This is a genomic window from Sphingobium fluviale (assembly GCF_004122115.1).
Taxonomy (GTDB): Bacteria; Pseudomonadota; Alphaproteobacteria; order Sphingomonadales; family Sphingomonadaceae; genus Sphingobium; species Sphingobium fluviale.
The window spans coordinates 62,715-88,762 of the sequence record NZ_SBKP01000008.1 but is presented as its reverse complement, the minus strand read 5'-3'; the positions used below and the strand labels follow the sequence as shown (position 1 = coordinate 88,762).

The following is a 26,048-nucleotide window of genomic DNA, read 5'->3' as shown; positions in this document are numbered from 1 at the left end:
CGCCGACACAATAAGTTCAAAAATCCGGTGCAATGGCCCTGGACATCTGTTTATTTGGAGACGATTTGATGGCAAGCGCCCCGCAGGCAAGCAATCTGCCGATTTTTTACAAAGATCTCGTGCCTCTTAACAGCAACGAGCACGCCAAGCTGCGCCTCAAGCCTGCGGATGCCGCGCCCTTCCTGAAAGACCAGCACGCCGTGCCGCTGACGATCGACGAATTCGTGGTGGCCCAGCGTTTCGTGCCGATCATCTTCTCGGCAGGCGACGAGCCGGTGCCGCTGGCGCTGATGGGCCTCAACGAGGGCGTCAACACCTTCCTCGATGATGATGGCAAGCTGCGCGGTTCGGGCTATGTGCCGGCCTATGTACGCCGCTATCCGTGGATGCTCGCCAAGCTGCGTCCGGATAGCGATGAGCTATCGCTCTGCTTTGACCCCACATCGGATACGCTGGGTGAGTTCAAGAAGGAAGGCGAGGCCCTGCTCGAAGACGGCAAGCCCACCGAGCTGACCCAGAACATCCTGAAATTCTGCGAGGATTTCGAGCAGGCGGCGCACCGCACCGGCTTGTTCATGAAAGATATCAAGGAAATGGAACTGCTGATGGATGGCGAGGTCGCCATTCAGGTTCCGGGCAACGAGCAGCCCTTCGTCTATCGCGGGTTCCAGATGGTGAACGAAGAAAAGCTGCGCGATCTGCGTGGAGACCAGCTCCGCAAGATCAACCAGAACGGTATGCTGCCATTAATCCACGCCCATCTGTTCTCGCTGCAACTGATGCGCGAGATTTTCCAACAGCAAGTAGAGCAAGGAAAAATGCCGCAGGTGAAGGCGCCTGAAGCCGTAAACTGAACCCTGTATTTACAGAATCTTTTACTTCGCATCGGCAATTGAGCGGTTGAAAAATTTACCTCATTGCACTATCTAGTTGAGGTGCTGGCGCCTGTTCCCCTTTCGGGCGCCCGCATGGATGCCTTCTTCCCGGAAGGCGTCTCCTCCCTGAACCTGGCCACCCTATGCACTGCATAGGGTGGTTTTTTCTGGCATGAGAGCGGAGGTTACTCCGCCGCTAGTGCGAAATTGCTATCGCGACTCAGCTCATCCCGCAGCGCCTTGGCCAAATCCTCGATCATCGCGCGCACTGCTGTCAGCCCCGGCCCAATCTCGCACAAACCAGAATCGAGATAGAGATCCCGCGATATTTCGAGCTGAAGCACATGGCGTCTCGACTCAGGCTTGCCGTGCCGCTCCGCGATATACGTGCCGGGATATGGGTGGTTCAGCGCACAACAAAAGCCGTGCATCCCTACCACCGCTCGCGCGATTTCCGAAAATCGCGTTGCCGCACTCGTTCCGAATCGATCACCGATCACCACATCAGGCCTGGCAGCGCCTCCGACATCCAGCGGCGGCATGGAGTGAACATCGAGCAACAGCGCCTCTCCATGCTCAGTCCTGATCGCACGCATCGCCTGTTCAATCCGGGCATGATAGGGCACATGGATTGTCTCGATCCGCGCTTGCGCCCTGGCCCAATGCAGCGGCGCGCGCCACAGACCGCCCATTCGCGGCAGCGATCGCGGGAACAGTCCAAGCCCGCCGCGTGATTTTGCTGTTTCGATAAGCGCCTGCCCATGCGGCATTCCGGAGATCATGCGCCGGTCAATATCGCGCGGGTCACGATTGAGGTCTATCGCGGCGCGCGCAACCTGCGCGACTATCACGCCATAGCCTTGCGCGATCAGCCCGGACACCAACGCATCGGCATGCCTATCCTCCAGTCGCGCCAACATCGAGAGCGGATGCGCGCTGAGATCGCGTACGTCGTCAGGATAGAAACGACCGGCATGTGGCACTGAGATCAAAACCGGCCAACGCGGCTTGTCCGGCCCAAAAAAGGCGAAAGAGCCTGCTTCCACTGGCCCGGCCTGCCCGCCCTGCTCCTTCTCGTCACCCATCATGCGCGATTTTTTATCCCTCCGGGCAGCGAAATTAAGCCCTTGTCCATAAAAGATAAGCATAAGATGCGCGGCATTGACAGCATGTTGTGCCACAGGCACCATTTGGGGCAAACAGGATAAGGGTTGAGGGGTCGATGATCCGTATTTTGCTGGCGGAAGATGATGATGCGATGCGCCAATATCTGGCGCGCGCACTGGAGCGGTCTGGTTATGATGTCGTGTCAGTCGATCGCGGCACCGAGGCATTGCCCTTGCTGGAGACTGACAGGTTCGACCTGCTGCTGACAGACATCGTCATGCCCGAAATGGACGGGATCGAGCTGGCCCAGCACGCAGCCAAGGTTGCGCCCGATATGCGCGTGATGTTCATTACCGGTTTTGCGGCAGTGACTCTGAAGGCCGGCAAGGCGGTGCCGCAGGCGAAGGTGCTCTCCAAGCCGTTTCACCTGCGTGATCTTGTGCTGGAAGTAGACCGCATGTTCGGCCTCAGCAGCGCCAGCGGTCTGTAAACTTACTCCGCAACAAAAAGCCGTCGCCCGCCGTCGTTCACCAACCGAAAGCGCACGGAAAAAGCAGCTTCGAGTAGGTCTGGCGTGAGGACATCCTGCGCGGCGCCGTCCGCCAGCATCGCGCCATCCTTCATCAGCACCACATGATCGGCAATGCGCGCGGCATGGTTGATATCGTGCAGCACGACCACGACACCCGCCCCTGCCCGCGCAGTCATAGCCAGGCGCTTCAGCACAGCCAATTGATGCGCGGGATCGAGGCTACCCAATGGCTCGTCCGCCAGCAGCCATTCCGGCGCTCCCGCCAGCACCCGCGCCAGCAGCACCCGCGCCAGTTCTCCACCGGAGAGGCTCAAAGCGCTGCGATCTGAAAGGTGTGTCACATCGGTCGCCGCCAGCGCAGCCACCACAGCGGCCTCATCCTCCTGCGACAGACTGCGTCCGGCAGAATGGCCCATACGGCCCAGGCCTACCAGCGACTTCACAGCAAGATTCCAGTGCACCTCGCCCTTTTGCGGCAGAAACCCGATGCGGCGTGCTCGCTCCTGCGCGCTGAGGGTGCCAAGCGGTGCGCCCCCTAGCAGGACCGTGCCGGAGCGTGGCTGTTCCACCCCGGCTAGGATATGCAGTAGGCTGCTCTTGCCAGCACCATTGGGGCCGAGAATCGCCGTGACCGCCCCGCGCTTCAGATGTCCGCTGATACCGCACACTATTGCGCGCCCGCCTTTGCGGACGGTCAGGTCTGAAAAGGCAAGCGCGGCCGCCATCATGCTATCTCCCGCCGCATCTTGAGCAGCAGCATCAGGAAAAATGGCGCGCCAAGCACCGACATCATGACACCGAGGCGAATTTCGCTCACCACCGGCGCTACTCGCACCAGCATATCCGCCACCACCACCAACAGCGCCCCCGCCAGCGCGGAAGGGATCATCAGCGCCGAAGGGCGATGCCCCACTAGCGGCCGCACCAGATGCGGCACCATCAAGCCGACGAAGCCGATCACCCCTGCCACCGCCACCGATCCGCCAACGCACAGCGCCAGCCCCAGCACCAGCAGCCGCTGCAAGCCCGCCATGTCCACGCCCATGGAGCGCGCGGCGAGATCACCAAGGCTGAGCGCATCAAGCTGACTTGCCGTCAGCATCAACAAACCCATGCCCGCCACTGTCAGCGGAAGCGCGAGCAGCACATCGTTCCAGCTCCGGTCCGTTAGCGCACCCATCAGCCAGGTTATGATCTCAGCACTGGCAAACGGCGTGGGCGCGAGGTTGATGACCAGCGCCGTCAACGCGGCCGCAAGGCTGGAGAGCATCACCCCCGCCAGCGTAAAGAGAATGAGGCTGCCCGATCGACCCGCGAGCAGCACCAGCAACATGACGCCCGCCCCTGCCCCGGCCAGCGCGCATACAGGCAACGCCATCGGCACGCCTGACACCCCGAAGAAGATACTCGTCACTGCGCCCAGAGCCGCGCAGGCCGATATGCCGAACAGGCCGGGGTCCGCGAGCGGGTTACGCAAATAGCCCTGCATCGCGGCACCGGACATGCCCAAACCCGCCCCCACCAGCGCGCCAAGACAGATGCGTGGCAGCCGCAGTTGCGTGATAATCAGCGAGGGCAGATCACCCGCCAGCCACTCGCCGGGCGCGATCCAGTGCCGCCCGGCAAGCAACGAAAGCAGTATTGCCAGAACAAGCGCACCCAATAGCGAGAGGTTCAGCCTCATGCCTCGCGCTTTCGTCGCCAATGCGCGCGCACAGCGGAAAGATGCGCAACTGTCTCGATGATTGTCGGCCCGGCGCAGTGCAACAGGCGCGAGGGAAACGGCGCGATCAGGATATGCCCACGCGCCTTCGCCAGCGCCGGATGCCGCGCCATGCCGCGGCTGCTGGCGCCGTCAGACTCCATGCCTGCCGCGCCGGTCATCACCACATCGGGCGGGCTGAGCAATATCTGCTCGACCGAAACCATATCCCACTGCGCCAACCCCATCTGCCCTGCTACGCTGCGAAAGCCGGTATCCCTTAGCAACGTATCCGCCAGAGTGCCGGGGCCGGGAACAAGGCCGCCATCCTGCCAGATCAGCGCGCGTGGGCCACCGCCGATGACCGCCTCTGCTTTCGCCTGCGCCACGGCATGGCTGATACGATCATTGAGCACCCTGCCCTTTTCGCTTTGCCCGATACGTGCGGCGATGGCGGCTATCTGCACTTGGCTCTCCGCCACGGTGGCAGGAACGGTCGTGCTGAGCAGGGGAATGTCCATGCGTTTGAGCGCATCGAGCGTTTCCGGCGCGATATGCGGCCCGGCGATCACCAGATCTGGACGGGCAGAGAGCACATCCTCCGCACTATTCCCAACAACAGGAAAGCGTTGCGCCCATTCAGCTGGTACAGACGCCGCGCGCGGATCATGCGAATAATGGCTGATCGCGGCGATCTGTGCCGGGTCCGCTACCTCGCGCAGGATGGCGTCAACGCACGGGTTCATTGAGACAATACGGACAGGACGGCCCTGTCGCTCGTTTTCTACTCGCGCAGGCACAGAACAGCCGGGCAGCAGCGCGAACGCAAGCAGCGCGGCCAAGCCCGCCGCTCGCGCCCGTATCGCTGCCGCCCGCGCCGTCATCAGAGCTTCAGCCTGATGCCCGCAGTAGCCGCGCGGCCTGGCTGACCATAATTGAACACCGTCTCATAGCGCGTATCGAACAGGTTTTCGATCCGGGCATAGAGTTCCGCGTGATGGCCAATGGGATAGCTGGCGCGAATATCGACCGTGGCGTGGCCGTCATTCTGCACCCGCTTTCCATTGTCATCAATATCTGCACTATCGCCGACAAGGCTGATGCTCGCGCCGGTGCTCATCCCGAACGACCAGTTGTAATCGAGGCTGGCATAGGCCTTGTCACGCGGACGACGCAGCAGATCAAGCCCAGTGGCCTTATCCTGCGGCTTCACATGAGAATAATTCATGGCGAGTGCCAGCCCATCTACGGGCCGCAGCTTAAGCTCCGCTTCAATGCCCTCCGATACGGTTTTGCCGATATTCTCATAATATCCGTCAAAGCTGAACGCGCTGAAACCGCCGGGATAATCGCACAAAGCCGATGGATTATTCGGCGCTATGCAGTTCACGAAATTGATGAGGTTATGCGTCTTGCGCCGAAACCATGTGATGCCGATATGCGCGCGACCATCCAGCCCCTTCTGCACCACAGCAACATCCCAGCTCTTCGCGCTTTCCGGTTGCAGGGCCAGATTCCCATATTGGCTACGAAGCTGATAGAGCGAGGGCACCTTGAACCCTTCGCCATAGCTGGCGCGGATCACTGTGTCGCCTGCATTGGGCGTATAGGCGGCATTGGCGGCGAAGGTCGTATGCCCGCCAAAATTGTTATGATCGTCATGCCGCGCACCCGCGTTCACCGTCAGGCCCGCTAAAGGCGTGGCGGTTAATTGGCCGTAAAAGCTGGTGAGCGTGGCGCGGCCCTTGTTCGTGCTCGCGCCAAAGCCAAAGTCATTGGACTGAGTGAAGCGCGACCATTCCCGCTCTGCCCCGGCAATAATGCTCCAGCCTCGCGCAATGTCAAAGCCTGATTGCGCCTCAATCCGCTCGTTTCGGCCCATCGAATCGCCCTGGCGCACAGGGGTCGCGGTGGGGTCATAATCATCGCGCAATACCTTCGTTACCGCATAACCGATACGGTTGCGCCAGCGCCCATCAAGGCCGTTCCAGTTCAACCCCGCATAACCGATGGCCTCGCGTGTGCGGTTATAATTAGGCGCGTCGGTAAAGCCGTAGGGAAAAGTAGACGCATAGCCATCAAGCTCTGTCCTGCTATGCGAAAGCCAGCCGCGCAGATCCAGCTCAAGCGCATCCGTGAAAGCAACGCCCAGATTGAGGTTGGCACCATATTCCTTTGTGCCATCCTTTTCCTTGCCGCCACGCGCCTCGCTGAACGCCGATATGCCATCTGACCGCAGCCACGATGCACCACCGCTGATCGAGAGCGGCCCGGTTTGCAGTGCCGCGTTCGCGATCAGGTTCACTGTATCGCGCGCACCAACTTCGCCCTGTAGTGCAGCGGAGGGTTTGCCACCTTTAGCCTGACGCGTGATGATGTTGACGACGCCGCCGATCGCCTGACTGCCCCAGAGAACCGACTGCGGCCCGCGCACCACTTCGACACGCTCGATATTGCCGGTCATCAGTCTCCCGAAATCAAACCCGCCCGCTGTGGAGGACGGATCGTTGATCTTCACACCGTCGATCAGCGCGACGGTATGATCCGACGATGCCCCGCGCACGAACACGCTTGAAAGCGTGCCAAGGCCACCACTGCGGGTTGCCGTGAGGCCAGGAACGGAGCGCAGCAGCTCAGTGATGCCGGGAGTCTGGAACCGGGCAATGTCGTCCGCCGTAATGATGCTGACTGAGAGGCCCACCTTGCTAACCGGGGTTTCCACACGATTGGCCGTCACCACAATCTGCTCGCCCCCTTCTTCAGCGAGAGCGGAAAAAGTAGGAGCGAGAGCAATGAAAAGGCTTGCATATTTTAATTTTGTCACGGGAATCTCCTTTTACGTGACGGTTGACACACACGCCGTCACGCGAGGAAAATCCCCCGTTCATCCGATACACCCCGCCCGGCTGAAGAACGACCGCGTCAGGCAGGTCTCCTGGCTTCCGGGTCAGCGCCATCCTCCCCGTCTTCCCAGGCCTGAAGGCCCAGTGACATATGGGGCGGCGGCTCGCCGGTCACAGTTGCGGGGGCAGCGCCGGATTATGGGTTTCCCCACTCCCGGCTTCCCTTTTCATCCCGTTTCCGGGAACCTGTCGCAAGGCGGGTTAATAGCCAGCTCTGCGCCAAAGGCAAGGCCCGATGGAGGAGGCCCTAAATCAGCTCTCGCGCCTCAGCGATGGCGGCGATGCCGCGCTGACCGCCCGTCCGCTCCAGCTGGACGACAACGTCGATCACCGACGCGGCATAGGCGATCGTTTCTGAGCGGGTCAGGCCGATATTGGCTTGCATCGTCATCAGCGCGATCTGCTCCAGCGCACCGCGCGGGCTGTTGGCGTGAACGGTGGAAAAGGAACCCGGATGCCCCGTGTTGATTGCCCGCAGGAAGCTGATCGTCTCGCGCCCGCGCAGCTCGCCGAGCACAATGCGGTCCGGCCGGAGGCGCAGTGCCGCCTGCAACAGATCATCCGCGGAGACCCGCGCCTCGCCCAGCTCTCCCTTGACCGCGATCAGACCGACGCCGTTTCGGCCCGGCAGCCTCAGTTCCGCAGTATCCTCAACCAGAACAACGCGGTCTACCTCCGGTATCTCTCGCAGCATGGCATTGAGAAATGTCGTCTTGCCGGTCGACGTACCGCCAGCAATGAGGATGGTGCGTCGCCGGCGGATCGCCTCGCGCAGATAGGCGATCGGCTCCGCCACGGGATCGGGCATCGGCGCGACCGGCGCCGGGGTGATCGGCCCTCGATCCCACGCGCCAAGCGGCAGATCGACCAGGCGGTGCCGCCGGATTGCGAGCGCCCAATTACCGCGCGTCGCCGGCGGCCCGGCGAGCTGGATCCGCGCGCCATCGGGTAGCGTCGCCGCCAACAACGGATGCTCTCGATTGACGCCCTGATGGCTGATCCGCGCCACCTGCTCCGCCAGCCGCAGCAGCAGCATGTCGTCCACAGCAGGCAGGCTCACACACTGCATACCCGGCACGGCGGCATCCTCTATCCACAGCTCTCCGGGCCGGTTGACCAGAATCTCCGTTACGCTCTCACGCGCCAGATAGGGCTGGAATGGCGCGAGATAGGCATCAAGATAGACGCTGCCGCTCACACCCGGAGCGGGCATGGGCAGCACCTCGGCGCTCACTGGGTAGAGACCTTCGAAAAATCGAGGTCTCGCGCGGTGAAGACGCGTACAGGCTCGCCCGGCCGCACCCGCACAGTGGGACTGATCTGGCCAGACTGGCCCACCGCAGCCGCAGCCGCAGACTGGCCGCCGCCGGCAATGATGACATTGGTGCCAGCGCTCGCCAGCGTCGTCAGCCCGCTGATGACCGAAAGCAGCATGGCCGAGCCAAAGCGATCGAAAAAGTGATTGTTGACTTTGCCCGCAAGCCCCGTCTCGCCGCCAAAGCCGATGGCGGGAGACGCAATGTTGACCGATACGCCGTCGGGCCGGATCAGCCGAGTCCAGATCACATAGGCGCGCTTCTGGCCCGCCTGCATCCCGCTCTTGTACTGGCCAATGAGGCGTGACGAACGCGGCACCAGCACACGGCTGCCATCAAACGAGCGGACATCGGCGGATACGATCGCACGCACATAGCCCGGTACATCGGTGTCGATAGCGGTTTCAAGGACCGCCGGGATAAGCGTGCCCTGCGTCACCGTGGTCTGTGGATTGATCCCCGTCGTCGCGACCGCGGTGGAGCCGCCCACCCCGCCCAGGCGGCTGGCGAAATCATCATTGCTGTTGCCCGATGCACCCGGCGCGGCGGCGGCTCCAGCCGGGGCAGGCAGAGGCAGAGCGCTCGCATCGAACACGATAGTCGGGCTGGAGTGTGGATTGGTGGCCGGCGCAGCAGCGGTCTGCGGCGGCGCGGCGAGCACTGGTTGGGGCGCGGGCGCAGCGACGGGTGCGGGCGTGATCGCCTGCGGTGGCACGGCGGGCGCCTGTTCCACGGTCTGACCGGGAGCGGCCTGCGCATTTTGCCCCACGGGCGCCTGCTTTAGTGCCTGCTGCTCCTCGCGCGAGGCATTAAGGCTCCAGAGCGTGATCGCTCCGAGCGCCGCGACCATCGCGATGCCTCCGGCAAGGCCGAGGCTGTCCGAGCGGCTGCGCTTAGCCACAGAAGGCAGCACGTTGCGGGTGGCAAGGTCGATTATCTGCGCACCCTGATGCTCGCGCGGATCGATCTCGTCTGCAGGCTTGGCGGCAAGCCGCAAATTGCTGTTACGCATGCTCATTCCTTCGGCTCAGTGCGGACGGTGGCGGGCTGGTGGGCGGCTATCATGGAGGTCTTCGGTTCCCTGCCCTTGTTTTCCAGCGTGGCGCTGCTGCGGCCAAGGCGCAGGATCAAAATTCCCGGCACGCCATCGACCACCAGCGTATCGTCGCGCACGGCATAGTTGACAGGGCCTTCTGCGCCGGTGCGATCACGCATCATGATGCTTGGCAGAGGTGCGCCTGGCGCCCAGGCGAGATAGACCGCCGCGCCATCATCATACACCCGCGCGGGCATTATCTTGGCGTCGCCCTTACGCACCCAGTTGAAGTTGAGGCTGGCAGGATCGGCAGGAAGCTCGCCGCCTGCCACCCGCGATTCCTCAGTGGTGAGCGCAGGCACAGCGGGCGGCGCATCGGCTTTCTTGCCCGGCTCTTCAGGATAGGTGAAGCGCAGGACATAGAGCGGATTGGCCGCTGGCCCCGCCACAAGATCGAAGAAATAGGTGCGCTTGTCAGTCACCACGGTCATGTTCGTGCGGGCGCGGGCTGCGAGTGGCTTAACGAACAGCAGGTTGGCGCGCTTGTTGGGCGTGACCTGCCAGGCGTTCGAATCGCCGATGGCGACGTTTTCGATCTGCTCCTGCTCGGCAAAGGCAATAGACGCCTGGACACCCGCCTTGCTCTCGATGCGCACCACCTCATCGCTGTTGTAAACGCGGGACACCAGCCTCGCGTCCTTGGCGAGAGCGGGGGTGGCGGCAAGGGCGAGCGCGCAGGCGCTCATCACTATGCGGATCATCGGAACATCTCTTTTCGGCGGGGTTGGTGGGCGCGGAAGCGGCTGCCGACGCCATGCGCCCGGCTGATGCCACGTGGGGCTGTGCGGGGGGCAGGTTGATCGATCGGGCTGATAGTCTGCCTGTGATGAGTTGCAGCCGCGCTCTCGCGCGCGGCCGATCCATCTGCGGATACGGGCATCATCGCCGCCGTCACCAGCGCGGCGCGGCGCATCGGCTGGGATTGCGCGGCGTCAGACAAAGGCGTGGCGACCGGTGAAGAGGCCTGTGCGCCTGCCGTCTGAACAGAGGGGGCACCAGCCGGTTGCTCAGTGGGAGCAAGACCGAATACCTGCCAGCCGGAAACCATCGTTCCCGCAACCTTGAGGACCATCGCCATCAGTGCCACATGCACGGCGCTTACGACGAACAGCGCCATCGCGCCGCGCGCGTCGATCCCCTGCTCCACCGCCATGCCGCCGATGATCGGCACCAGCAGCTCCATTATCAACGATCCGCCTGCCACAACGAACAGCGGTGTAAGCGCCGTCAGCACCAGCCCGCGCAGCCAGCCCGCAGTCAGCCCACGGGTGGCGCCGAACAGACCAAGCACCACGAAAATCGGGCCGAGTGCCAGCAGCACAGCCAGCGCGATCCGCGCCGTCAGCAACACCCCCACTGTGCCAAGCAGCAACAGGATCGCGGCCAGCCACATCATCCCGCTGGGCGAAAAAGCGCCGCCATCAGCAGCGCTTTTAACGGCGGCCTCTGCATCAGGCGTGCTCTGGGTGCCGATATCGGCAATGGCGGCGAAGATTGCATCCAGCCTGTTGGAAAAGATCATGGTGGCGGACTCTTTCGAGCCAAGCAATATGCCGGCCAGCTGATCGGGCGCGCCGATCGCGAGGTTCCACACCACGCCCTGCCACGCCAGCCAACTCGTCGCAAAGGTCAGCACCAGTCCCAATGTCATCATACGCGGGGTCAGCGCCGAAACGCCGAGCCTGCTCCGCCCGGTGATCAGCGCAAACGCGAACAGCGCGATATAGAGCGTCAGCAATATGGTGAGCGCAGGCAGCAGCGCGCCCTGCGCGCCGAAAAGGCGGCCAAAGGCGGAGGCCGCCATCTCGTTCGACAGGCAGTCGACCGCGCGTAGCGCAGCCGCCACGCCACCCGATGCCTCGGCCGCCAATGCCTCGCAGCGGCTCATTCGGCAGCCGCCACGTCGTATTGTTCGGGCAGATCACCCGGCCATGGCGCGCCCGTGAGCGCGGGATACCAGGCGGCTGGCGTGTCGCCATGCTGGGCGCGCAACAGATCGAGCCTGCGGACCACGCTCTCCCGGCCCGAAAGCACGGCCAGCACCTCTGGCATACCAGACAGATCGAGCCGCACGACGACCGAGGCATCGGGTTGCCGCACGAGGAAACAGCGCGAATGGGCAGGCAGTGTGCGGATGAGATCCAGCTCATGCTCGGTGAGGCCGAAACCCTCGCAATAATCCTCAGCGCGCGCACGGGCGTTGGGCATGAAGACCATCGTCGCGGTCTGTTCGACCAGCGCGGTCGATATGCGGCTGTCCAGCGCATCGCGCGCGGACTGGGTGGCAAAGCCGACAAGCGCATTGCGCTTCCTCAGCGTCTTGAGCCAGTCGCGGATGCGCGCTGCGAAGACCTCATCGTCCAGCGCCTTCCAGCCCTCGTCGATCAGGATCATCGCGGGCGTGCCGTCCAGCCGCTCTTCGATGCGATGAAACAGGTACATCATCGTCGGTGTACGCAGGCGCGGGCTCTCCAGCAGCGCCGTCATGTCAAAACCGATCACCCGTTCAGACAGATCAAGCCGGTCATGCGCGTTGTCGAACAGCCAGGCATGCTCACCCTCGTTGATCCATGGGTCGAGCCTGCTGGCGAGATCTCCCGGCTGGGGGCGGCGCGAGCCTGCAAGCAGCTCGCGGAAGTGGCCGAGCCTGCGCAGCCGCGCATCATTGGCATAGGCGGCGTCGACAGCGGCGGCGATGAGCATGTGCTCCTCCGCGCCCGACGCACCCAGCAGCACGGCAAACCAGTCCCTCAGGAAGGCGCGGTTCTCAGACGTGTCGGGCAGGGCCAGCGGGTTGAATCCCGTCGGCTGCCCTGCCGAAATGCGGGCATAGCGGCCACCAATGCCACGCACGAACACCTCTGCGCCGCGATCCTTGTCAAACAGGATGGTGCGCGGGCTGAACTTCTGCGCCTGCGCGGCAAGAAAGTTCATCACCACTGTCTTGCCGGAACCGGACGGCCCGATCACAGAGAAATTGCCAAGATCGCCATTATGAAAATTGAAGAAGAACGGTGTGGAGCTGGTCGTCTGCAGCAGCGTCACCGCGTCGCCCCAGTGGTTGTTGTGCGCCTGTCCCAGCGCAAAGCCGTGCAGGCTGGCAAAACACGCCATATTGGCGCTGGACAGCATCGCACGGCGAACGAGATAGGCCTCGTTGCCCGGAAACTGCCCCCAGAAGGACGGCTCCAGATTAACATCCTCGCGCACCGCGATCGCGCCTCCATCAGCCAGCGCCGCCGCAACATTGGCGCAGGCATCGTCGAGCGCTTCAAGCCGATCCGTGCAGACCAGTACCGACAGATGATGATCGCCGAAGCCAACGCTGCCGGTGCCCAGCGCATCGCGCGCGGCCATCATCTCGCGCCGCTCCGCCATCGCCTCTTCATCGGCGCTTTTCAGGCGGCGCAGCGAGAGGTCGATCCGCTCCCGCGCGAGTTGTCGGTCGGCAGGTGCCCAGCTTTCGGAGAGCACCATTTCCTGCGGCTGGCGCAACAGGGCGTCCACCAGGCCTGGGGAGGTGCTGTCGGGATACTCTTTGAGGCTCACCATCGCGGCAAAGCTGCTCGCGCCTGCGCCCCGGCTCTCCATCGCGTCCAGCCCGAAGCTCAGCCGCCGGTAGGGCAGCATCTTGCCGATATCGGTGCCCGGCGCGGGCTTGCGCACCGGCCGCGTCTCTCCGTTATAGAGGGCGGAGAGCAGCTCCAGCACTTCGGAGCAGGTTCCGTTCGCGCCCTCATACTCTCCCAACAGCCGCGCACTATAGCCCGCCAGCGCCGCCACGATCCCCTGCCCCGCCGCGCGCAACGCCCGCAGATCGGAAGGATCCGCTTCGAGTTCCGGGCCGCGTTGGCGCTTCAAAAGCTTGGACACCCGCTCCGGCCAGCCCGCCTTGCCGCGCGCGGGCCTGCGCACCAGCGTGATATACTGATCGTTGACGAACAGAGCGCCAGTGGCAAGCTGATCGCGCCACAGGGCGTCGATATGCCCGGCCAGCGGGTCTTCAAAGCTGCTTTCCAGCTCCACCTGCACCCGGCGGCGGATAACATGATGATAGAGCGCGAAACGCGAATCGAGGCTTGAGCGGAACAGCAGTTCGCGCAGTGCCGTATGGGCGTTCAGCTCCACCGTGTCCGCTGTCTCGAAAGCGAGGCCGGGAACCAGCAGCGCCAGCATCACCGAGCCATCGCGCATCAGCACGACATTCTCGTCGACCAACGACCGATAGGGCAGCCGCTCTCCGCCATGCGCTTCCTTGCGCGCCCAGAGCGCCGCGCCTGAAAATCTCTTCATATCGCGTGCTTCTTCATGCCGAATAGCTGTTACAGCCCCAGCGCGACCAGTTCGGCACGCGGGGGCAGCGGGAAACCTTGGTGATCCACAGGTCGAATACGCGTGGCTCCCTCAGGCAGGCCATATAGCCGATGCCATGTACCACCAGCGCAACCGGCAACGCCCAGAAGCTCTTGGTGATCAGAAACGCCTCCGTCGTCACCGCTGCGTTAATGACGAAGAAATTGAACGTCACCCCGCCGAACATCTGCGGCCGGGTTAGCGCACGGTGAACGGGGAAGCGCGAGAGGTTCATCGTCAATCAGCCCGCCGCCGCGGCGGATTGAATACCAGAGACGATCGCGCTCGCGCCGAAGAGGATGAAGCAGCCGATGATAACCGTAGCGCCGAAGCGCCAGTTCATCCTGCCGCTGAGCATCATGAAGCCCACGGCCGCAACCGCCATCACGGCGACGGCGGTCGCCACATTGCCTAGCAATGTGCCCTGCATCCACCCCAAAGCCGCAACAATCGGTCCAGAGCCAGCGGGGTCGGCAGACTGGGCAAACGCCGCCTGCGGAGTCAGCATGGCAAGCAGGGCAAGAACGAACTGGCGCGAGGAACGCAACATCATCTATCTCCGAACAGGGGCTGAAAGCCGGGCAAGAATGGCCGCGACATAATTCTGTGTTTCCCGGATGGCGGGAACGCCGTTTGCGCGCCGCACGCGGTGCGGCCCGGCATTATAGGCGGCGAGCGCCTTTTCAATATCTCCGCCAAAGGCATCGAGCTGCTGGCGCAGATAGCGCGCACCGCCCTCAAGATTGGCGCTGGGATCATCGGGGTTGACGCCAAGCTCCCGCGCGGTGCCGGGCATCAGTTGTGCCAGGCCGCGCGCGCTGGCAGGCGAAACGGCCCTTTCGTTCCAGCGGCTCTCCTGCCACACTACCGCCTCCAGCAGGCTGGGGCTTATATCATAACGCGCGGCAAGTTCCGCCACCCGCTGCTGCCAACGTGCCGGAGCGACGGCGCCGGGCAATAAAGTCTCTGGCGCGCCAAGTCCGCTGCCATCAAGGTTATGGACACTGCCTGCCGAGCGGTCGTCGGAGGCCGCTGACGATTGCGGGCCGCCCGCCACCCATTTCGCGCCGCCATAGCCGACTTCGAGTACGTCCGCATCGGCACGCGACGCAGGGCTCGCCGCCAACAGGGCGCACACCGACAGCATTGATCGACAGGCGCTGGCGCGACTCATCACATTCACCTCGCCGCCCTGATGGGGCAGTTCGATGACATCTTTGTTACAAATAGACGTCAATTGGCACTACACCCCATCACCTGCAGCACTGCAGCAGGGGTGTGCAAACCGTTTTGACGCACTTTGACGATCAGGCTTTCGGCAACAGCCATGCGACAGCGGCCACTCTCGCTCGGCCGCTCAAAACAGCCACAATCGATGCTCGTGAATATGTCACTTATGTTTCCGTGGGGCGGCGCATATGCGTCAATATGGCATTCGCATACCCGATCGCGACGAGGCGAACGCTCCTTAAAGCCGTGTCACATATTAGTCATATATTTGAAAGCCACCTGTCACACAAAGCCCCTAGACCCCCGACTCGCGACGGCGCCGATGCCAGAGTCGCGTGACGATCAAGGGGAATTCATCGTGAAGAACAACTTCAGCCTGTTCCTCGCTGGCTGCAGCATGCTGGTGCTTTCCGGGTGCGGAGCGAGCGATATCGCGTCCACTGGAAGCGGGAATGTGACCATCAACAACGGCAGCGGCGGAAGCAGCGGCGGCGGAAGCAGCGGCGGCAGCGGTGGTGGCACAGTAACAGCAGCAGCAGGCTGCCCGACCATATCCGACCCGCAAGGGCTGAGCGATCAGGGCACGATTACCGGACCGACCGGCACATGGCGCGTGTGCCGTCTGCCGGCTACCATCCGCACGTCCACTACGCTCCCTAAGGTCGCCGGCCTGCTCTATGAAATCAGCGACCGCGTCAACGTGGGTTGTGACGGCGGCTTTACCGCGCCGACCGTCGGCGCACCATACACTTCGACCACAGCGGGATGCACGACCCCGCTCACCGCGGACACTAACGTGACGCTGACGATCCAGCCCGGCGTGATCCTGTTCGGTGGCACTGGTCAGTCATGGCTGATGGTAAATCGCGGCAACCGCATCAACGCTGTCGGCAACCAGACCCAGCCGATCATCTTCACCAGCCGCGACAATATCCTTGGCCTCAGCGATGATACCTCGCAAGGCCAGTGGGGCGGCGTGGTTCTCGCCGGTCGCGGCCGCATCACAGACTGCCGCTTTGGTTCTGTCGTCAGCAACACCTGTGAGCGCGATACCGAAGGCGCCGCCAACCCCGGCATCTATGGCGGAACCGACGACACCTATAATGCTGGCACGATGCGCTATATCCAGATCCGCTATTCTGGCTTCAACCTGTCGCCAAACGCAGAGCTTCAGGGCCTGACCACCGAAGGCATCGGCTCCGGCACCACGCTCGAATATATCCAGTCGCACAACAGCTCTGACGATGGCGCAGAATTCTTCGGCGGCGTGGTGAACATGAAATATTATGTTGCCACCGGCGCGGACGACGACAGCCTCGACGTCGACGTTGGCGCACGCATGGACCTCCAATATGCGCTGCTGGTCCAGCGTCCGGGCCTGGGTGACGGCCTGTGGGAAATCGACAGCAACGGCAACGAGGGCGACACCCCCCGTACCCAGCTGCGGGTTGCCAACATGGTGGCGATCCAGCCGCAGACGAGCTCCAACAACGAGGCGAGCGCACGCGCATCCATCTTCACGCGCGGCAACTCGGACTCCACGTTGCTCAACTCGATCATCATCTCGCCCAACAACGAGTGCCTCAGGGTGAACGGATCGGGCACAGCGCCCGCCACCTTCACCGCGCGGTCCGTGGTCATGCAGTGCAACGCGACCAAGTATCTTGGCACCGGCACCTATACCGCAGCACAGGTTCAGGCCTTCTTCGGTTCAGGCGCGAACAACAATAACGACGCCTTCACGCCGACCCTCACGAGCCTGTTCATAAACGGCGCGAACGAGGACGGCGTTGCCGCGTTTGACCTCACGACTGTGTCACCCGCTTCGACGCTGCTCACCAATCCCAGCCCGAACCGGATTGGCGCTGCGTGGTCCGGCAATACCAACTGGTACACCGGCTGGACCTGCAACAGCACGACGGCGAACTTCGGCTCGGCTTCGACGGCCTGCAACTCGCTGCCGACGAGCTAAGCCACCATCCGCGATTGATGGTCTCGGAGGGCGGCCGCCACAGGCTGCCCTCCCATTTTCTGAATATAGCACCTGAGGAAATTCGATGTACATGACCTCGCGACTGGCCGTCGCCTTGCTGGCAACCACGGCGCTTAACGCCCCCGGTCTGGCCCTCGCCCAGGAAGGCGCGCCAGCCGCGCCCGCCGATGAAACGGCGGCTCCCGCTGCCAGTGACCCAACGTCCGTTGAGCCTCAGGAAGAGCAGGAAGCACCGGAAGTGTCCATCCCCGGCGCGGATATCGTCGTTACCGGCCGCCGTGATGCCAATATCTCTAAAAGTTCCAATCAGGTTGTCTCGGTCCTCACCACCGCAGAAATCGCGCGGACCGGCGAAGGCAATATCGCGGGCGCGCTGGGCCGCGTCACCGGCCTGTCCGTGGTGGGATCGGGCTATGTCTACGTGCGCGGCCTGGGAGACCGCTATTCGCTTGCCCTGCTCAACGGCTCTCCCCTGCCCAGCCCCGAACCACTGAAGCGCGTCGTCCCGCTCGATATTTTCCCCAGCAACGTCATTGCCTCGTCGCTGGTCCAGAAGAGCTATTCGGTGAACTATCCCGGCGAGTTTGGCGGCGGCGTGATCAACCTGACGACCCGCGCCGTGCCGCGCGAACGCTTCCTCACCATTGGCGCGGGCATTTCCGGCGACAGCGAAACCACGGGCCAGCTCGGCTATACCTATTATGGCAGCAAGAGCGACTGGACCGGCTTTGACAACGGATCGCGCGATGTTCCCCCTGCCCTCAAGTCCTTCTTCGCCAGCGGTGATCGGATAAGTTCCGGCACTGTCAACACACGGGCCATCGCTTCTGAGTTCTTCAACCGGCACAACAGCGTCGTTCAGCGCGTGCCGAAAATGTATCCCAACAGTTCTGTGAATCTCTCCGCCGGAGACTCGTTCATGGTCGGTGATGTGAATGTCGGCCTGATCGCTGCAGCTGGCTATAGCAACCGCTGGAATACCCGCGAGGCAACGCAGCAGAATTCATTCTCCTCCGATCTGTCTACCCTCGAAACCGACTTCCGGCGCGTATCGACCCAGAACCGCATCGTCGTGAACGGCCTGTTCGGACTGGGCCTCGAATTCGGCAAGAACCGGGTGAGCTGGACCAGCCTCTATATCCGCGACACCGTGAAGCAGGCGCGGCTCGGCATCGGCCGCCGTCAGGGCGGCACCGCGGACTTCCTGCAACAGGACACCCGCTGGTTCGAGCGCCAGCTGATCGATACACAGATCGTCGGCGAGGTTGAGCTGATGGACGGGCTGGAGCTAGACGTGCGCGGCACCTATGCCAATTCGCAACGCGAAGCCCCATTTGAGACGTTCTTCGAATATGTGCGCACCAACGCGGCGGCTGATCCTTTCGGCGCTGTCTTTGTCAACCGCCTGCGCGGCGGCAACAGCGGCAACGCGACGATCAGCTTTTCGGACCTCAACGAGGATCTGTGGGCGGGCAGCGCGGACCTGAGCTGGAAGGCCTCTTCCGGCCTCGGCCTGAGCATTGGCGGTGCCTGGTCCGATACGCGGCGCTACAACTCTCGCCGCGATTTTCTGGTGCGAGCAAACAGCCTCCCGTCCGGCGTAGAGGTTTTGCGCCCCGACGTACTGCTCTCTCCCGCCGTCATCAATGCCTTCAATATCGGCCTGATCGAGGGCAATGAAGGCAACCCGGTGTTCGATGCCACGCTGCGTAACTGGGCGGGCTATGCCAAGGTGAACTGGCAGGCGACCGATATTCTGAGCATCGACGTCGGTGTGCGCTATGAAAAAGCAAAGCAGGTAGTAAAACCTGTCGAGGTCTTCAGAGTGCCCGGCGCATCTACCGCCAGCACATCGCTCGACAATGGCTATTGGCTCCCCGCCGCCACCCTCACCTGGCAGATGGACACCAACAAGCAGTTCCGCGTGAGCGCTTCCAAGACGCTGGCCCGCCCGCAGTTCCGCGAGCTGATCTTCCAGTCGTACTACGACCCGGAGAGCAACCGCCAGTATCAGGGCAATCCGCTTCTCGTCGACAGCCAGCTGTATAACGGCGAGGCGCGCTTCGAATGGTATTTCGCGCCGGAGCAGAGGTTCTCTATCGCGGGTTTCTATAAGCTGATCGACAAGCCGATCGAATCCTACATCGCAGCGAGCGTGGGCGACCCGACGACATCCTTCGCCAATGCTCCGGAAGCCGAGCTGTGGGGTGGAGAAATCGAGCTGGTGAAATATTTCGACCTTTTCGGGCTGGGCGGAGAGAAAAGCTTCTTTGCCACGCGCCGTGCGGTCCTGGTGAGTAACTACACTTTCACCAAGTCCAGCCTGAAGGTTGGTCGTGGCGACAAGACCGCTGTCTTCGGTGCGGCATCCAGCATCGCGTCAGACTATTTCCGGAACGGAACACCCCTCACGGGCCAGTCTGACCATATCGTCAACCTGCAGCTAGGCATTGAAAGCACGGAACGACTCTCGCAGCTGACGTTATTGATGACCTATGCGAGCGAACGGGTGATCAGCCGCGGCCTCAATGGTTCCCCCCCCCAGCCCGATGTGATCGAAAAGCCGGGCCTGCGCTTTGATATCGTCGCGCGCGAGGGCATCAAGATTGCGGGTCAGGAGCTGGAGCTGAAGGCCGAGGCACGCAACATCACCGGGCGCAGCCATATCGAATATCAGCAGTCCAACGGCAACCGCATCGATACCAACAGCTATAAGGAAGGCCGCTCCTTTTCGCTTTCGGCGTCGCTGAAGTTCTGATCATTCGGGCACGGGCTAGGGCAGTTTTCGATCTGATCGAACCGGAGGGGGTGGATGGCTTCTGTTGCCCGGTGCCATCCAAACCGCTGGAATCCATTCTGTTGCCCGGCTGGCCCAGCCGCGTTCTGTTAGGGTAATGTCAGGCCGTGAGGCCCTCAATTACGCTGCAAGAGCAAGTGCTTCGTTATCGTTGGCACTTATCGGTTTTGAGCCTTGAACAGGTTACTCAGCCTGAGCGAAAACACCGTCTTTGAATACACGTCGATCCTGGTTCGGCCCCGTCAGATGCCCTGAGCGATCAGGGAATATGGTGGAGCCGCCGGGTACTGCCCCCGGGTCCGCTGCATCTATTACACGGCACAATTTATCGCCATAGCCGGTCGAAGCCGGCACACCCTATATAGGCGCCACAGGGCGATATGAAAAGGGCATGGATCGCGAAATCCATGCCCTTCATACAGCATAAGCCTTATCTGGAGATTATTTGCCTTCCAGCTTTTCCTTCGCGGCCTCACCAGCCTCGCGAACATCCTCGGCCTTTTCCTTGAGCGCATCGACCTGATTATCGACTGCGGTCCCGACATTATCGGCGCTTTGTTCGAGCTTATCAGCCATGTCGTCGATCTTTTCGGCTTGGTTTTCTGCTGTGTTTTCCACAGCGTCCTGCTGCCTGGAATCACATGCGGACAGACCAGCAACAGTGGCGAGGGCGAGAAGGGCGACGAATGGCTTCATAAATCTATCTCCTGTTTGCATGCACAGATGGCGCACACACGCGATGGCGCGATGCGGTGCAAACCATCTATGCCGCAACAGGTTCCCGCCTTTGCGACGAACCGCGTCGCTATTTCTTCAGAGAATCGCGGATTTCACGCAGCAGCAGCGCTTCTTCGCTCGGCCCGGCGGGCGCAGCCTCTACCTTGGGCGCCATCATGCGGTTCACCGCGCGAATCATCAGGAAGATGATAAAAGCGAGGATGATGAAATTGATGATGACGGTGAGGAATTGCCCCCAGCCCAGCATCGCCACTCCGGCAGCCTTCAGATCGGCATAGTTTTCCGGGTTGCCCTTGAAGTCTGCCGGCAGCGTACCCAACCGTATGAAATGCTGTGAAAAATCGAACCCGCCAAACAACCAGCCCAGAACCGGCATGATGACATCTTCGGTAAGCGACGTTGTGATCTTGCCGAATGCGCCACCTATGATGACACCTACTGCCAGATCCATCACATTGCCACGCGCAATAAACTCCTTGAATTCCGAACCTATCGACATCTCGCTATCTCCCCACTTTAAGAATAAATTGCGGGCGTGAACTTTGCATGGAACAACTTGGCTGTCCAGTTGTTGCATAGCACCGGTGCTGACACTAGATTGCGGCACGGAAACCTTGGGGGATCAATCGATGCAGACCAACCGCGCCCATCCCATTCGCATCGCAGCCATGGCGATAATGATGCTGGCGCTCTCCGCCTGCGGGATCAACAGTATTCCCACTGCAGAGGAAGCCGCCAAGGCGCGCTGGGCCGATGTGCAGGCGCAGTATCAGCGCCGGGCAGACCTCATTCCCAACCTTGTCGCCACTGTGAAGGGCGCGGCACGGGCAGAGCAGGATACACTGACCGCCGTGGTGGAAGCCCGCGCAAAGGCAACCTCGATCCAGGTCAGCGCCAACGAGCTGGGCGACACCGCCAGGATGGCACAGTTCGCCGCCGCGCAAGGCGCGCTGAGCCAATCGCTCGGACGCCTGCTTGCAACGGTAGAGGCGTATCCGGACATCAAGTTCAACCAGAACTTTCAGGATCTTCAAGTGCAGCTTGAAGGGACGGAAAACCGCATCTCTACCGCAATCATCAAATATAACGAGGCGGTGCAGGACTATAACACCCGCGTCCGCACCTTCCCGGACATGATTGGCGCGGCGATCCGCGGGGCAAAGCCGATGGCGCCCTATCAGGCGACTTCACCCAATGCCGATGTAGCGCCCACGGTCGATTTTGGCGCTGACGGAGCGAAGTGAACACAGCCACACGCCTGATTGTTGCGCTGCTCTGGCCGCTGATCCTGCTATGCGCGCAGGTTGGCGCAGCGGGCGCGCAGCAGTTTCCCGCGCTCACCGGGCGGGTGGTTGACTCGGCCGATATTCTTTCCCCCGCACAGGAAATCTCGCTCGACGCGAAGCTGACTCAGCTTGAAAAGCAGAGCCAGCGGCAGCTCGTCGTTGTTACCCTTGCCGATTTGCAAGGCTATGACATCGCCGATTATGGCTTCCGGCTGGGCGATCACTGGGGCATCGGCGACAAGGAACGGGACGACGGCGCGCTCCTCATCATCGCCCCCAACGAGCGCAAGCTGCGGATCGAGGTGGGCTATGGCCTTGAGGGCATATTGACCGATGCACTGTCTGGCCGGATCATCCGCAACATCATCGTGCCGCGCTTCAAGCAGGGGGACTATCCCGGAGGTATCGCGGCGGGGACGGACGAGCTGGTGCGCATCCTGATGCTGCCGCCCGAAGAGGCGCGCAAGCTCGCCGCGCAGGCCGCACAGGAGCAGCAGGGCGGCGAGGAAAAGGGACAGGTGCTGGTGGCGATCTTCCTCATCTTCATGTTCATCATCCTGCCCATGTTGCTGCGTGGGCGGGCGGGCCGGGCCTATCGCGGCGGCGCGCTTCCTGTGATCCTCTGGGGTCCGGGTATCGGCGGCGGATCACGCTGGGGCGGCAGCAGCAGCAGCGGCTGGTCGTCTGGCGGCGGCTTTTCCGGCGGCGGCGGCGGCTTTGGCGGCGGCGGGGCTTCGGGAGGCTGGTGATGGCGCGTTTTGCCTTGAGCGAGGCGGATCATGAGCGGATCAGCGCCGCCGTGCGCGCGGCGGAAGGCGCGACCGATGGCGAGATCGTCACCGTCATCGCCCCGCGATCAGACGCTTATCATGATGTCGGCCTGCATTATGCGGTGGCGGGCATGCTGAGCCTGCTCGCGCTGGTGGCGGCTTTTCCAGACTGGTTTGCGGAGCTGGCTGTCTCTATCTTCGGCGGCTGGCAGCATGACCTGCCGGCATGGATGCACTTCACCCTGCTGCTCGGCGCACAGATCATCGTCTTTCTCGCCATCCGCTACGCCCTCGCGTGGATGCCGCTGCGCCTCGCGCTCACCCCGCCCGCCACCAAGGCGCGCCGGGTACGGCGACAGGCAGTGACGATCTTCCGCGCTTCTGCTGAAGGGCGCACCCACGCCAGCACTGCGATATTGCTCTATCTCTCGCTCGCCGAGCATCGGGCCGAGATTGTGGCGGACAGTGCGATCAGCAGCGCCGTCGCGCCCGAACGCTGGGGCGACGCGATGGCCGCGCTGATCCACGCGGTGCGTCAGGATCGCACCGCAGACGGCATGGTGGACGCCATATCCATGCTGGGCGTGATCCTCGCCGAGCAGCGCCCGCTCACCAGCCGCAACCCCAATGAACTGCCCGACCGGCTGATCGAACTCTAACCACAGGACATCTTATGCCCGGACACAGCACGCCCGAAATCATGTGGGCGGGAAAATACATCACGGCAAAGAGAGAAGGCCCGTGGGAATATGTCTCGCGCAGCCGGGGCATCCGCGCCGCCGTGATCCTCGCGGTGGACGAGAGCGGAGGGGACGGGCCGCACCTGATCCTCGTCGAGCAGTTCCGCGTGCCGCTGGGCCGCGCGTGCCTTGAGCTGCCCGCCGGGCTGGTGGGCGACGAGGCGGGATCGGAAGATGAAGAGGCTTCCGCCGCCGCGATCCGCGAGCTGGAGGAGGAAACGGGCTATCGCGCCACCCATATGCGCGATCTGGGCGAATATTACAGTTCGCCGGGGCTGGTGTCCGAGAGCTTCACGCTCTTTCGCGCCGAAGGGCTGGCGCGCACCGGCACTGGCGGCGGGCATGAGGGCGAGAACATCACCGTCCACCGCGCGCCTCTCAATGATATCCACGCCTTCCTCGCCGCGCGCCGGGCGGATGGGCTGGCGATCGATGTCAAGCTGCTGGTGGCGCTGGGCGCGGATTTCCTGCGCTAGGCTTGCGCGGCAAGCTGTTGGACTAGCAGGCATAAGCCCGCCTTCTCTGGCGATAAGAGGAAATCGGCCGGCGTGTCCCGCCCATTTCGCTTGAGAAATGGGCCGCAAAGAACCCATTTCGCTTGAGAAATAGGCCGCAAAGACTGCAGGACGCGCAGGAAAAGCTGTTGGATCGGCAGGCACAGGCCCGCCTTCTCCGGTAACGAGAGGAATTCGGTCGGCGCGTCCTGCCACGGGCATCGGGCATCGAGGACACTTATGGTCTGGCACATTCGATGGATGCGCCTGTGCTTGTTTGGCGGGCCAGCGGTCCTGCTCTTCCCGTATTAAGCGCTGGTGCGCTTGCCGCAGAGGCAAGTACGGGGCTAAGTGGCAATTATGGTTGGCCGGATCGCACCTGAGAGGGAGAGTTTGCGAGCGAGCGACGCATATGAGCGTCCCTCCCCGGACCCCGGCATCCCCTGTGCCACCCGACGCCCCTACAGGACATCATTACTGGGCACCGCCGGTTCGTCACCTTGGGACACGGATATATCCGGTTTTCGCCCAATGTCTTCACGCCGACCGACAGTTGCGCGGCTGTTTTACAGCGCAGGAAGGAGCGTCCCCTCACCCCGGCCCGCAGCACCGCACAAAGCCCATCCGCATCGCCCCCCTTGGCCTTCGAGGGAGAGCGGACGGGAGGGGGTGTAGCAAAGGTGTGGGGTTGTAGGACAGGGGGAACTGAAAGTCAGTTCTATGGCTTTGCACTGACCTCGCGATTTAAAAAGACGATTACTCTTCGAGCATATGTGAAAGAGAGTAGATCGACCACTAACGCGCACGATAGCGCCATCCCTTTTATTCGAGAGTCTCATCGGGACACCCACGCTTAAGATGGAGAGCCGCTCTGTCGGGGTTTGATTGCAGTCTGTGATCATAGCTGTAAATTTGCCCGCGCAGGATAAAACGTTCTTTGTAGTGGAGGCTGGAATACGACAGATAGAGGGCCGCAACATCAAGGCCGTTGTCAGCGAAGAAAACAGGCTCGCCAAAATCGAAGGCGTGGAGCCGCTTCGCGCCAGCTCCTATTGTGCCGAAAGAAACGGCGCAGGCGTCATTGTTTTGTGCTTCCGTCAATGAGATGGTGTGAACCTCAACATTGATAGCCGGGCCAGCACCTCTATTTTCAATCTCAGCCCAAAAAATACGCCTGTCTTTACTGAAATAGACATCTCCAAAATGCAGCAGAGGACGCAGTTGTTTAGCGATATTGGCCTTAGCGATATTGTTTGCTTTTTTGGCCAAGCACAAGGAGCAAACTACAATGCAAGTGCTAAGGATACTGAGAAACGCTCCTATCCACGTAGGTACTCTCTGATCTTTGGCGGCCTCAGCAGCGTCTATTTGGGCCTGCAAGGCGCGGGCATCGTGTTTCCGGCTTTCATCTTCACGTCGCTTTTTGGTATTGGCTTGGTCCGGTGTCTCAAATATAACGACCGGGGTTGGCTTAATGTAGATGTTCTCCTTTTTATCGCTATTTTCGGTTTGGTGTTTTGGGCTTGGGCTAAGTCTTTCCTTAGCGCGTGGGGTTTGGCTCCATAGCGCCAAACATAAACTAGCTGAAACGATGATGCCCCTATAGCCTCTATACATTGTAGTAGTGCACCGCTGAGACTCTATATCAAGTTGGATAAACAAATCATACAAGCCTCGCAATTCACACGACTGAAGCGATATCGTTCTTCCTTTCGGTACTTCCAACAGTTCTTGCACGACATATGGTTATATATGACGTTACAACTAAGATTCCTGCAACTACCCTGATCTCACCCTCACCTAAAATTATCGGCATAAGCCTGTAATTTCAGCGCTTTCGGCGCGGGCATTGTTACGTGATAGGCAATTGCCTCGCGCTCGGCATAGGCCTTGGCGGCGTCCAGCGAGGGGAAGGTGAGGCGCAGCTGTTGGCGCGTGTCGCCGGAGCCTGCCCAGCCGGTGAGCGGATCGGGCCGTTTCGGCTCGGCGGGGTCGAACTCCAGCACCCAGGTCGATGTGCGCGCCTTGCCGGACTGCATCGCATTCTTCGGCGTCTGATAGATATGCGCGGCCACGTCGTTTCTCCCTGAACCCGATGCCCTCCCCTATGCCCAGC

General features: G+C 61.9%; 25 protein-coding genes, 1 other RNA gene and 1 riboswitch. Of the genes, 8 read left to right on the top strand and 18 right to left on the bottom strand.

The window, feature by feature from the left end; all coding sequences use genetic code 11:
- Positions 1–68 precede the first annotated feature (68 nt).
- Complete coding sequence (locus EQG66_RS09445) at positions 69–854, top strand: SapC family protein (RefSeq protein WP_129404341.1); 786 nt, start codon at positions 69–71, stop codon at positions 852–854.
- A gap of 206 nt (positions 855–1,060) precedes the next feature.
- On the opposite strand, the gene EQG66_RS09440 is transcribed toward EQG66_RS09445, so the two are convergent.
- Positions 1,061–1,963, bottom strand: coding sequence for an N-formylglutamate amidohydrolase (locus tag EQG66_RS09440; RefSeq protein ID WP_220428648.1), 903 nt, complete (start codon positions 1,961–1,963; stop codon positions 1,061–1,063).
- Positions 1,964–2,097: 134 nt separating this feature from the next.
- Here EQG66_RS09440 and cpdR point away from each other — a divergent pair, with 134 nt between their 5' ends.
- A complete protein-coding gene (cpdR, locus tag EQG66_RS09435) occupies positions 2,098–2,472 on the top strand; it encodes a cell cycle two-component system response regulator CpdR (protein WP_129404340.1) in 375 nt (124 codons plus the stop codon).
- A gap of 2 nt (positions 2,473–2,474) precedes the next feature.
- Here the strand turns inward: cpdR and EQG66_RS09430 are convergent, their stop codons facing one another.
- The 12 genes from EQG66_RS09430 to EQG66_RS09375 all read right to left on the bottom strand — a co-directional run bounded on the left by EQG66_RS09430 (position 2,475) and on the right by EQG66_RS09375 (position 15,058).
- Positions 2,475–3,242 (bottom strand): ABC transporter ATP-binding protein, encoded by a 768-nt coding sequence (locus EQG66_RS09430; protein ID WP_245987997.1) that lies wholly within the window; start codon positions 3,240–3,242, stop codon positions 2,475–2,477.
- Positions 3,239–4,198, bottom strand: coding sequence for a FecCD family ABC transporter permease (locus EQG66_RS09425; protein ID WP_129404339.1), 960 nt, complete (start codon positions 4,196–4,198; stop codon positions 3,239–3,241). Before EQG66_RS09425 ends, EQG66_RS09430 begins: the two co-directional genes overlap by 4 nt.
- The gene (locus EQG66_RS09420; RefSeq protein WP_129404338.1) at positions 4,195–5,100 is read right to left on the bottom strand and encodes an ABC transporter substrate-binding protein; all 906 of its coding nucleotides are present in this window, start codon (positions 5,098–5,100) and stop codon (positions 4,195–4,197) included. The genes EQG66_RS09425 and EQG66_RS09420 overlap by 4 nt, the downstream gene beginning before the upstream one ends.
- Positions 5,100–7,040 carry a TonB-dependent receptor plug domain-containing protein gene (locus EQG66_RS09415; RefSeq protein WP_129404337.1) on the bottom strand — a complete coding sequence of 647 codons (1,941 nt, stop codon included), beginning with the start codon at positions 7,038–7,040 and terminating at the stop codon, positions 5,100–5,102. The genes EQG66_RS09420 and EQG66_RS09415 overlap by 1 nt, the downstream gene beginning before the upstream one ends.
- Before the next feature lie 84 nt (positions 7,041–7,124).
- Positions 7,125–7,324, bottom strand: a riboswitch (cobalamin riboswitch).
- 42 nt (positions 7,325–7,366) lie between these two features.
- The gene (gene virB11, locus EQG66_RS09410) at positions 7,367–8,332 is read right to left on the bottom strand and encodes a P-type DNA transfer ATPase VirB11 (protein ID WP_129404408.1); all 966 of its coding nucleotides are present in this window, start codon (positions 8,330–8,332) and stop codon (positions 7,367–7,369) included.
- A 17-nt stretch (positions 8,333–8,349) separates the two neighbouring features.
- Complete coding sequence (locus tag EQG66_RS09405; protein WP_129404336.1) at positions 8,350–9,447, bottom strand: TrbI/VirB10 family protein; 1,098 nt, start codon at positions 9,445–9,447, stop codon at positions 8,350–8,352.
- Between the two features lie 2 nt (positions 9,448–9,449).
- Positions 9,450–10,232 (bottom strand): TrbG/VirB9 family P-type conjugative transfer protein, encoded by a 783-nt coding sequence (locus tag EQG66_RS09400; protein ID WP_129404335.1) that lies wholly within the window; start codon positions 10,230–10,232, stop codon positions 9,450–9,452.
- Positions 10,229–11,419, bottom strand: a complete 1,191-nt coding sequence (locus tag EQG66_RS09395; RefSeq protein WP_129404334.1) for a TrbL/VirB6 family protein — start codon at positions 11,417–11,419, stop codon at positions 10,229–10,231. Before EQG66_RS09395 ends, EQG66_RS09400 begins: the two co-directional genes overlap by 4 nt.
- Entirely contained in the window at positions 11,416–13,824 is a 2,409-nt protein-coding gene (locus EQG66_RS09390) for a VirB4 family type IV secretion/conjugal transfer ATPase (RefSeq protein WP_129404333.1), read from the bottom strand. Before EQG66_RS09390 ends, EQG66_RS09395 begins: the two co-directional genes overlap by 4 nt.
- A gap of 13 nt (positions 13,825–13,837) precedes the next feature.
- The gene (locus EQG66_RS09385) at positions 13,838–14,119 is read right to left on the bottom strand and encodes a VirB3 family type IV secretion system protein (protein ID WP_129404332.1); all 282 of its coding nucleotides are present in this window, start codon (positions 14,117–14,119) and stop codon (positions 13,838–13,840) included.
- Positions 14,120–14,125: 6 nt separating this feature from the next.
- A complete protein-coding gene (locus EQG66_RS09380) occupies positions 14,126–14,434 on the bottom strand; it encodes a TrbC/VirB2 family protein (protein WP_129404407.1) in 309 nt (102 codons plus the stop codon).
- 3 nt (positions 14,435–14,437) lie between these two features.
- On the bottom strand, positions 14,438–15,058 hold the full coding sequence (locus EQG66_RS09375; RefSeq protein ID WP_164975646.1) for a lytic transglycosylase domain-containing protein: 621 nt from the start codon (positions 15,056–15,058) through the stop codon (positions 14,438–14,440).
- A 414-nt stretch (positions 15,059–15,472) separates the two neighbouring features.
- Between EQG66_RS09375 and EQG66_RS09370 the strand changes: the two genes are divergently transcribed.
- On the top strand, positions 15,473–17,086 hold the full coding sequence (locus tag EQG66_RS09370) for a hypothetical protein (protein ID WP_129404331.1): 1,614 nt from the start codon (positions 15,473–15,475) through the stop codon (positions 17,084–17,086).
- An 85-nt stretch (positions 17,087–17,171) separates the two neighbouring features.
- Complete coding sequence (locus tag EQG66_RS09365) at positions 17,172–19,865, top strand: TonB-dependent receptor domain-containing protein (RefSeq protein WP_425470235.1); 2,694 nt, start codon at positions 17,172–17,174, stop codon at positions 19,863–19,865.
- 87 nt (positions 19,866–19,952) lie between these two features.
- Here EQG66_RS09365 and ssrA read toward each other — a convergent pair.
- The 3 genes from ssrA to mscL form a co-directional block, all read right to left on the bottom strand.
- Positions 19,953–20,295, bottom strand: a transfer-messenger RNA (tmRNA) gene (ssrA, locus tag EQG66_RS09360).
- 50 nt (positions 20,296–20,345) lie between these two features.
- Positions 20,346–20,600, bottom strand: a complete 255-nt coding sequence (locus EQG66_RS09355) for a hypothetical protein (protein WP_129404329.1) — start codon at positions 20,598–20,600, stop codon at positions 20,346–20,348.
- Positions 20,601–20,709: 109 nt separating this feature from the next.
- Entirely contained in the window at positions 20,710–21,141 is a 432-nt protein-coding gene (gene mscL / locus EQG66_RS09350; RefSeq protein WP_129404405.1) for a large conductance mechanosensitive channel protein MscL, read from the bottom strand.
- Between the two features lie 130 nt (positions 21,142–21,271).
- On the opposite strand from mscL, the gene EQG66_RS09345 reads away from it, so the two are divergent.
- The 4 genes from EQG66_RS09345 to EQG66_RS09330 are packed head-to-tail and all read left to right on the top strand — an operon-like array spanning position 21,272 to position 23,914.
- Complete coding sequence (locus EQG66_RS09345; RefSeq protein WP_129404328.1) at positions 21,272–21,886, top strand: LemA family protein; 615 nt, start codon at positions 21,272–21,274, stop codon at positions 21,884–21,886.
- Positions 21,883–22,677: a TPM domain-containing protein gene (locus EQG66_RS09340; protein WP_129404327.1), complete on the top strand. Its 795-nt coding sequence runs from the start codon at positions 21,883–21,885 to the stop codon at positions 22,675–22,677. Before EQG66_RS09345 ends, EQG66_RS09340 begins: the two co-directional genes overlap by 4 nt.
- Entirely contained in the window at positions 22,677–23,357 is a 681-nt protein-coding gene (locus tag EQG66_RS09335; protein ID WP_129404326.1) for a TPM domain-containing protein, read from the top strand. Before EQG66_RS09340 ends, EQG66_RS09335 begins: the two co-directional genes overlap by 1 nt.
- A gap of 14 nt (positions 23,358–23,371) precedes the next feature.
- Positions 23,372–23,914: an NUDIX hydrolase gene (locus EQG66_RS09330; RefSeq protein ID WP_245987995.1), complete on the top strand. Its 543-nt coding sequence runs from the start codon at positions 23,372–23,374 to the stop codon at positions 23,912–23,914.
- An 840-nt stretch (positions 23,915–24,754) separates the two neighbouring features.
- On the opposite strand, the gene EQG66_RS09325 is transcribed toward EQG66_RS09330, so the two are convergent.
- On the bottom strand, positions 24,755–25,549 hold the full coding sequence (locus tag EQG66_RS09325) for a hypothetical protein (protein WP_129404325.1): 795 nt from the start codon (positions 25,547–25,549) through the stop codon (positions 24,755–24,757).
- A gap of 179 nt (positions 25,550–25,728) precedes the next feature.
- Positions 25,729–26,007, bottom strand: a complete 279-nt coding sequence (locus EQG66_RS09320) for an ETC complex I subunit (RefSeq protein ID WP_129404324.1) — start codon at positions 26,005–26,007, stop codon at positions 25,729–25,731.
- Positions 26,008–26,048: the final 41 nt, after the last annotated feature.